Genomic DNA, 6607 nt, shown 5'->3' with positions numbered 1-6607 from the left:
GCAGGCGGACGCGATCCAGGCGGACGCGATCCAGGCGGACGCGATCCAGGCGGACGCGATCCAGGCGGACGCGCCTTGTGGATCTCAGCCAGCCGATGATCTCTCACCCATGGACGGCGGGGAGCGCCAGGGACAGGGCGAGGGAGCCGTCGAGGAACATGAGCCCACGCTGCTGGAACTCGCGAAAGATGTCCTCGACGTCCGCCACCGGCAGCTTCAGCCTGAGCTTGTCGCGTACCGCGGACGCGGTCGTCGGGCGGTCGCTGCACGCCGAGTAGATGTTGGCGAGCGTGCCGCTGAAGGTGTAGGTCCCCTCGCGGCCCTTGTCCCTGCTGTCGTAGATCTGCAGGAAGCCGGGGGCGGACCAGTATCTCAGCACCGGCGGGCGGCCGGACCTCCAGAGCTCGCTCCACCGGGCGGCCGCCCGCCGTAGCTCCTCGTAGGCGCTGTCGGGCAAGGGGGCCTTCAGCTCGTACTCGAAGAAGTAGGCGATGCGGTCCAGATCCACGTGGGCGGGATAAATGTAGCCGTAGCTGCGTTCGGGGGTGCGGTAGCGCAATGGGAAGCGTTCGGGCTGGGTGTGCAGGGGGCTGAAGCGTTCCAGCCAGATCCGCGTGACGCCGGCCGGAGGACAGAGGTGGGTCAGGTGCGGGACGACGGCGGCCTGGTCGGCGTAATCCTGCGGGATCTCCTCCGGGAATCCGTAGAGGAGGTTCCAGTGCGCCTGGATGCCGTAATAGTGCGACCAGCGCAGTACGTTGACGTTCTGGGCGGCGCGGATGCCCTTGTCCATGAGCCGCAGCACGTGGGAGCTCAGTGATTCCAGACCGGGCTGTAGGTGCCTGACGCCGCCCTGGGCCAAGAGTTTGAGCTGCTGCCTGCTGAGGTTGGCCTTGATCTCGTAGAAGATCTCGTAGTCGGCACCGCTGTCGACGATCGCCGGGAACAGGTCCTTCAGGTAGCCCATGTCGAGGATGTTGTCGACGGCCTCGAAGCGGGAGGTCCGGTACGTGCGAGCCTGTTGAGCCAGCTCGTCCAGCACCCGTTCCGCCGACTTGGCGCGAAAGCTCATCGTCGCGCCGTTGAGCCCGCAGAAGGTGCAGTGGTGTTTGGCGCCCCACCAGCAGCCCCGTGCGGACTCGAACGGGATCCACACCTCGCGGCGTCCGGTACGCGACAGTAAGCCGAGCCCTTCGGCGCGGTCGAAGTATTCGCCGTAGTCCGGCGCGGGCAGGTCGTCGAGGCGAGTCAGCGGCGGCGCTGCCGGCGTCGCGACGACCTGGTCGCCAGCCCGGCGGACGACACCGGGAACGGCGGCGGGATCGGTCCCGGCTGCCAGAGCGGACAGCAGGCCGGGGAAGGCCGTGTCCCCCTCACCGATGACGGCGAGGTCCACGCACTCGACCGTGCGGACAAGTTCCAGGCCCATCTCGCCGTCGAAGTTGGCGCCCCCGAACACCATCACGATGTGCGGATGACGTTCCTTCAACCGGCGGGCCAGGGCGAACGACGCCGCGCTCTGTTGGAACGTACAGCTGAACCCCACCACCCGCGCCTCATGCCAGGGAAAATCGGCGATGAGCGCGTCGAGGAACGCGGGCACCTCCTGATCGCGAATCCGCAGCAGCCGCTCGCGCAGCCCGTCCGCAGACGCGACGCCGTCCGCGGAGCCGGCCGAAGACGCGAGGCCGTCCGCACGCCCGGCCGACGGCGCGCGGCCGTCTGGAGAGACGGCCAGATAGGCGAGGTCGTGGGCGAACTCCTCTAGCAGGCGACCGTCGCGATCGGGCGCGGCGGCACCGAAGGCCTCGACCGAGAACAGCCAGTCCCCGACCAGCCGCCTGCGTTGCTCGGCCAGGGCACGGTAGCGCAGGAGGCCGATCTGCGCCGCGAAGTCGAGATTCGCGTGCACGGTACGTACGGGGAAGCCGTGCGCCTCTCCGATCGCCTTGAGCAGCCCCAGCTGGATCGAGGGACGGTCGACCCCCATGAACGGCATCGACACGAGGACCGCCGGCCAGGCGGCACGCTGCTCGCGTGTCGCCTGGCCGAGCCGTTCGGGACGGACGTCGACGATGGGCAGGCTCACCCCTCGACCATGCCGGGCCGGCCCCGGCCTTCAGCGACCAGCCTGGACGAACCCTGTTCAATGCTCAGGCCAGGCGTGGCACCTTCGGTGATGTACCCGGGCGACGGCGCCGGGTCGATCGATCCAGGTCCGTGGGATTGGCGGATCGACCGTGGCGCGCCCTCCAGCGCAACGACTTGGCCCGGGGTGAAGGCGGAGTCGAACTGCTGCCGAATCGACAGGGCCGGGGCGACGCCGAGCACCATGGTCGCCGCCGTGGCGACGCCGGCCGACAGCACCGCCTTCTGCCAAGGGGCCAGAGTATGCGGGACACGGATCTCAAGGGGGTCGAGGTTCGGGGGGTTCGGCGTCTCAGCCATAGATCGCACCTTCCATGGTGGGGGCGTGCGCGACATTGCCAGGCAGAAACGGTAGGCGGCCCGGGTGTCGCACCGCCTTCGCATTGCTGGCGCTGCGCTGTCGGGGCAAGGAGGAGGGCCTTGCCGAGGATCAGGGCCGGCCGGTCGTCCTCGTCACCTGGGCGGCAGGATGCCCTGCCGAGGTGGGCGGCGGCGCTGTGACGCAGCTGGTGCATGTCGAGGCCGACGTACTTCTCCAGCAGGACGCGGGCGCGGTCGTAGCCCAGACGACGGGCGCGGCCGGCGTGCGGGCAGATGTCGGCGGCCGCCGGGCGGCGAGCGGGGGCCGGGGCCGGGCGGCGTTCGGACAGGAACAGCGGGCCGGGCGTGCGTGCTGCCGTCGGGCAGGCGGAGCAGAAGGTGGGCGGCGCCGCTGCCCGCTCGGTGGCGCCGCCCTTGGAGCGGACGGGGGCGCGGCGGCGTTCCAGGTCGAGGTCTTCCACGTTCAGTGCCAGGATTCCGGTGGTTCTGGCCGCGGTTTCGTACCTCTCGACTGAACTGACGAAGAAGCTCTGCTGCTCAGAGGACATGTACTGACATCAGCTACGGTCGCTCGCCATGGCTGGAGAGGGAGGAACGCCCCGAGATCTCGCGAAGCTGGCCGTGCCGTTGGTTGGAACGACGTCACCCTCGCCTCCTTCGCGGCGATCCCCAGGCCACCACCATCACTCAACGCATAGCTGCAGCTCCACAATGCAGGCGGCAGTGGCATCGCCGCCCCGAAAACTGCAAGATCCCTTCTGGCCGGTGCCGCCGACCCTCTGGGATGATCTCGAAGATCTGTTCCCGCCGAGCGAAGGGACCCTGCTTGAACACCGGCCAGCCGCCGACCGCCGACGCGCGCGCTTCCCCGGGCGGAAGGAACACCATGCCGGCCTGGCCCGATAGCCCGAGCTGCAGTCCATGGGGACTTCTTCGCCGCGCCCGCGGACCCCGACGAGGAAGAGGACGAGGACGACCTCGATGGCCCGGTCCGCATGCCTGACGCGACCCGCGCCGGCTCCACCACCTGCCCGCCCGGCCGGCGTCCACGCCTGCCACCGCCACCTGCGCATCGAGCGCACCTGGTCCCGGATCCAAGCTTTCGTCCCGGCCCGGCAGCGCCTCACTAACCTGCCCGCTCTCACCTGAGAGCCCGACCCGACCACGACGACCCAGGAAGGAGCCTCATCCGGGCCCGTGGACCCGGCGCCCCACAGCGTCATGCGACGGTCTGCCCCAACCGCCTCAGGGACACTGGGGGCGAGCCGCGGAGCCGCTCACGCGACCGGACCAGCCGAAGAATCGAGGCCAAACGCCCAAGGCCAGCCCGGCGGCCAGTTCTCGCCCGCGACGAAGACCACTCCCGAGCCCGCACCGGCAACGCACCCCGCAACATGGCCGCCCTGCGTAACCTCGCCATGTGCGCTCGCCGCTTGACCGGCGCGACCAACCTCGCCCAAGCCATCCGGCAGCTCTCCCGAGACGCCTCCAACGGCTGCCCTCGCTCGGAAGCACCACGGATGGTTGCCACGGAATCTTGGCCGAACCCTTGAAGTGACGATCTCACCCAGGCAACTGATCAAGAAGCGTACGTGCCGCGATACGGAGCTCGGCGCTGATGTCGTGGCCGTGGATCGACTCGTGGCTTTCGGCGGAAATGTCAAGGTCGACGCCATCGAGGTCCGACTCGCGGGTGATCAATCCGTGCAGCAGCCCTGCGGCCACGCTACGCACCACATCTTCGACAAACTGCGGCCGGAGATGGGAGCGCTTGACCAGATCGTACTCGTCAGGTCGTTTGAGGAGTTCCTGGGTCAGCGTCGTGCCGGCGGAGAGGACCCTGTAGAGGAATCCGTAACCGGGTAGCTGGTCAGGGCGCGAAGCGGTGATGCCTACCCGTACCCGGCCCTTTTGGCTGTGCGTGGCGATGGGGATGCGGTTGAGCAACTGGCGGCCGGTTGTGGCGGAGATGCCGAGTTCGCCGACCAGATCGCTCAGGGCGTAGCCCTGCATGCACGGGCAGGCGGTGATGTTGGTCGCCGTCAGTGTCTGCCCGACCACGGGTACGGGTCCCGCGACGGCCAGCGCTGAGACCTCCACGGTGTCGGGTGAGGGCAGCCCGGTGACGCGGGTGTAGGTGCGGATGGGCACGATGGCAGTCAACGTGACGCGAGCGGAGTCCTGGATCTGCTCGTCGCGGATCTGCTGGGCCATGGCAGCGGCGATCGCGGCGAGTGACAGACCGGTGGGCGCATTCATGAAAGCGCTCTCGATACGCGACATGTGAATGCCGCGCTGGCCGGAGGCCAGCGAGACTTCGGCTCTCGCGTCACACAATAGCTCCAGGACGCCCCCGAACACCTCATCGGCTGCGTTGACCGCGATGCGCTGCCCATGGACGCCTACCCGGTTCAGCGCGATGCCGACGGCGGGCTTTTGAGAAGGGACGTCATAGAAGTCGTCAGCGTAAGGCTGCGTCATGATTGACATGGGCAGAGCATCCTCTCTTGCGCGCTGCGCCGTCACGGGAGCATCGCCAAGGGTGTCTTGTTGCATCGTTGCGTTTCCGCCGGCGGGCTTGAGCGGGGTGCGAGACTGTGCTTACCCTTATTGTCGGCTCGCATCATGCCGACATCGCGCGATCAGGAGAGAAGCGTCCTGCGCGGCGTGATTCGCCCCGATCACTTCTACCAGAAATAGAAGTACCAGCCGGGCGAAGGGGCGCTCCAGTGAAAGCAGGGTGCGGTGTTGTATATGCGAGAGTAGAAGGCCCTCCTGTCTTCGCAGGCCCACTGGGAGAGCCAGGGGCCCATGTAGCTGTAGCCAGAGGAAGCCTGCTGCCGAGACAGCGGCGTTGTATCCGCGTAAGCGGAGGCCGTAGGGAATAGAATGACCCCCGCCAGGAGTATGCTGGACGTGATATTTCGCGTTAGCCGACGCACGGCAAAACCCCTTCCGCGCCGGTTGCGGCATGCAAGAAACTGCGGCGACGCCATTGCATTTGACATACGACTTCCTCTCATAACGGCCGAGCGGCCTTGCATATAAAAATGACAGGGCCACTGAACTGCCCGGCACCGGTCGGCAGCCTGCCCTTCCCGCGTTTGAGGCAATCACTACGGGCCTTCGCATTGCGGCTCGCGTAAGGCTGGATCTTCAATTCGCCTGCCGGCGGCATCAGCTTTGACGAGCCCTATTTTCAAGGCATGGATGCGCTGCTCCGCCGGAAAGAACAAGGGTCTTGCAGCGCCTAGTTAAGCAAAACTGGCTTACCGGGGCCTTTCGCGGAGCTGTCTTCTTGAGACCCCGTGACAGGGCATGACAGCACTGCAGAATGAGGCCCCGCAACGCACCCGGCATGCGTGGCTCGTCAGCTAGCCACCGTGCATCGAACGGTGACGAGACAGGGGCGACGCCGTGGATGAGATCGCCTTCCGGACGCTGTGATCGCCGAGGCAACCCGGAGGCACCTACCCCCAGGGATTCTTCCGGGACAGATAGCTCGCCTCTATGAACCGGCTCGCCTCTCAGCCGTTCTCTTGACGTTCCACGGCCGCTCAAATACAGACGTGTTCAACGTTTCGTGGTCGCTTCGGCGCTGCCGATCTCGTTGAACAGTTCCGTCGCTCGCTCCCAGTGCGGGACGGCGGCCACAGCGCCGTAGAGCTCTTGGACGGCGTTGCCGAGAGTGCGCAAGGTGCGGGCTTCGCCCAGGCGGTGGCCTGTGCGGCGGTGGGTCCTCAGGGCGAGGTCGGGGGCTCGCCCCGAAGTGTGGACACCGGTCGTTATGCGGCGAGCAGCACCCTATCGACGGTCTGCTGCTCGTAGTCGATCGGGCTGAGGTAGCCGAGGGCGGAATGTCTCCTTCGGGTGTTGTAGCGGGTGATCCATTGGAAGACGGCCAGGCGGGCCTCACGTGGCGAGGACCAGCGCTTGGCGCCCTGCAGCGTCTCGCGTTTCAAGGTCGCGTTGAACGATTCCGCCGCGGCGTTGTCGGCGCTGGACCCGACGGCTCCCATGGATTCGCGTCCGAGACTTGATGACGCTCGCCAGGACTACAGCAGAGACCGGGTGACCGCCGAACTGGACATCGAGGTGCTCGAACGGCTGCTCCGCGAGACGGACGAGACCAGGCCCA

3 protein-coding genes and 1 pseudogene are annotated in these 6607 nt (G+C 67.2%); all 4 read right to left on the bottom strand.

Features of this window, described 5'->3' with window-relative positions; translation table 11 throughout:
* Nucleotides 1–103: 103 nt before the first annotated feature.
* A complete protein-coding gene (locus tag ABFX54_RS52975; protein WP_346114909.1) occupies nt 104–2089 on the bottom strand; it encodes a RiPP maturation radical SAM C-methyltransferase in 1986 nt (661 codons plus the stop codon).
* On the bottom strand, nt 2086–2448 hold the full coding sequence (locus ABFX54_RS52970; protein WP_346114908.1) for a hypothetical protein: 363 nt from the start codon (nt 2446–2448) through the stop codon (nt 2086–2088). The genes ABFX54_RS52975 and ABFX54_RS52970 overlap by 4 nt, the downstream gene beginning before the upstream one ends.
* Nucleotides 2449–4032: 1584 nt before the next feature.
* Entirely contained in the window at nt 4033–4959 is a 927-nt protein-coding gene (locus ABFX54_RS52965) for a GTP cyclohydrolase, FolE2/MptA family (protein WP_346114906.1), read from the bottom strand.
* Between the two features lie 1295 nt (nt 4960–6254).
* A pseudogene (locus tag ABFX54_RS52960) lies at nt 6255–6491 on the bottom strand (integrase core domain-containing protein); the annotation flags it as partial.
* Between the last annotated feature and the right edge of the window lie 116 nt (nt 6492–6607).

It is taken from the genome of Nonomuraea maheshkhaliensis, from assembly GCF_039529435.1.
GTDB classification, from domain to species: Bacteria; Actinomycetota; Actinomycetes; order Streptosporangiales; family Streptosporangiaceae; genus Nonomuraea; species Nonomuraea maheshkhaliensis.
Note: the sequence above shows the minus strand (reverse complement) of the source record. Positions and strands in the feature narration are given on the sequence as shown.